The 1,974-nt window shown below is 46.3% G+C and carries 3 protein-coding genes; 2 read left to right on the top strand and 1 reads right to left on the bottom strand.

Annotated elements, in window-relative coordinates; translation table 11 throughout:
* The first annotated feature begins 51 nt into the window (after positions 1–51).
* Positions 52–471 (top strand): hypothetical protein, encoded by a 420-nt coding sequence (locus tag ABES02_RS29975; protein ID WP_430141746.1) that lies wholly within the window; start codon positions 52–54, stop codon positions 469–471.
* A gap of 116 nt (positions 472–587) precedes the next feature.
* Complete coding sequence (locus ABES02_RS29970; RefSeq protein ID WP_430141744.1) at positions 588–1,385, top strand: hypothetical protein; 798 nt, start codon at positions 588–590, stop codon at positions 1,383–1,385.
* Positions 1,386–1,672: 287 nt separating this feature from the next.
* On the opposite strand, the gene ABES02_RS29965 is transcribed toward ABES02_RS29970, so the two are convergent.
* Complete coding sequence (locus ABES02_RS29965) at positions 1,673–1,888, bottom strand: hypothetical protein (protein ID WP_430141741.1); 216 nt, start codon at positions 1,886–1,888, stop codon at positions 1,673–1,675.
* Positions 1,889–1,974 lie beyond the last annotated feature (86 nt).

Genomic DNA, 1,974 nt, shown 5'->3' with positions numbered 1-1,974 from the left:
CAGATTTTCGATTAAGGCAAAAAAGTCAAGAAGAAAAAGGAGTGAAAAAATATGTATATGATTACTAACTATCGCCATTTGGAGCAAGGCAAGACGTACCGTTTCTTCAATTCCTTGGGTGAATCATCGGTTCATGTTTACGGCGGCTATCACTACGATGATGAAGTACACGACGATATTTTGATTCTGCGCCCTGTCGGCAATGAGCTTGGGACTGAAATGGACTGCCAGGAATTTAGTGGGGCGCTGGATGATACGATAGCCCAAAACATTTATCAAAAGATGTGTGAAACAGTAGCGGCCCGAATCAATGTAGAAGATGAAAGTCTTGAAGTTGCTTTGCTGTATTACGAAAATTCCGGTGATTACTCGTTTATTCAAACGCTGCATCAAGCCGGGAAAACCTTCAAAGACTTCCGGGAAGCAGTTGCGCCCCGCGTAGAGTGGCATCGACCCAAGCCAGCTTTTTAAACGCCAACGAGGGCATCCAATTCACTTGTATCTAAATGCATTTCGGCCAATCGGGGGCCATAACCCCGACCCATATTTCAAAAGCGGAGGGAATGCAGTTGAAGGTTGAAATTTTGATGGGCGCTGGTTGGTACAAAGATATGGTAGGGACTGTGGTAGAAGTCGAGGACGGGGTAATCACCTACTGCCGTGGCTGCAAGGCTTTTCACCTTTGCCCCTTTGTTTTACTTGAATGTCATACCGATGGGGGAAGGAGGGTGCAGCACTACCTATTGACGGACGTTGAAACCGAAAATGGAATGACTAAATATAAGTACGTTCAACGGATCCATGCAAGAGAAATTGATAAGCGGTTGAAGCAATATAACAGCCTGGAGGAATTATCGCTTGATGATTCGCTGATTACGGCTAAGGAGATTTATTTTAAAAACCATATTTATAGGAAAATCGGGACCAATGTGAACGTAGCCAGGGGAACATACGATAACCTTACCGCTGAAACCTTTAGGAATGAAGCCGCGCTGCATAATCTTACTTTTTTTCATTGCGATAATCGTATCATATACGCCGAAACGGGTTACAGCTGTTTTAGCGAAGCGAACATTAATTTGGAGGGATTAAGGATGGATAAAACATTATGGCACGTATCGATTTGGGATTGGACCCACGAATGCGATGTTGCGGAGGAACCGTATGGCTACGCGGTCATGGCGGCCGATCTTGACGAAGCAAGTGAGCTGGCGCTAAAGATACACAATGATGAAAAAGCCCAGGATATGCAGGATCCTGATATTCCAGATGCTATGAAAAGACGGCCGGGTGAGGCGCGTGTGGATCGGTCCCAATCTTACGAGATCACAAGCGCCATGGATAAAGATGGTGTGATGTACTACGTGGAGACCGTCCGAAAGTAATAAAGGGGTACATTGAACACTTCTACTGATCCGTTCTTGGATTTCGTTCAGAAATAGCAAATCCGGCAGTGTGAAAGGACTGCTGCCGGACCGTTTTTCTTAGGATCATAACTCAAATCTAATATGGGGTGGGTCGAATGGAAGATATTAAAATAAGTGAGCGCAAGGAGCAGCTGGATATATGTAAATTTTGTCTTGAGGCAGCCATTGTAGACGTTGAGACAAGAGCCTGCGATCACTGTATTAACGAGACTGAGTAAATCGTTTCGGATCGTTGTTGTTAAACTCTATTTTGCACGAACAGCCCGGCCAGCGGAAAAACCAGGACAAGCTCCTGGTTTTTTTATTTTCCAAGGCAAATGGTTGTCACCGCCGCGTGGCGGTGACTTCGGATTCTCTTGTGGCCGCCAGGACCAGAGGCCGCCCAAATCTGCGGCCTCCGGCCCTTCTGGCCGCCGAAGCCATTTCCACGAAGAAAAGCCCTCTCGAAAGATAAAACTCAACCCCTTTAAACCCTTGTGGGCAAATTCAAGAAGCAAAGGCAACGGGCTTGATTCGTGGATTGTTCCTGCAGCGCTGGCGCTTGCTC

Source organism: Neobacillus pocheonensis (assembly GCF_050477905.1).
Lineage (GTDB): Bacteria > Bacillota > Bacilli > Bacillales > Cytobacillaceae > Neobacillus > Neobacillus pocheonensis_A.
The sequence above is the reverse complement of the archived record's forward strand: the minus strand, read 5'-3'. Positions and strand labels throughout refer to the sequence as shown.

What these genes read in the sequence shown, in the direction of transcription:
- ABES02_RS29975 (WP_430141746.1), top strand. Translation starts at nt 52, where the DNA reads ATGTATATGATTACTAACTATCGCCATTTGGAGCAAGGCAAGACGTAC.
- ABES02_RS29970 (WP_430141744.1), top strand. Translation starts at nt 588, where the DNA reads ATGGGCGCTGGTTGGTACAAAGATATGGTAGGGACTGTGGTAGAAGTC.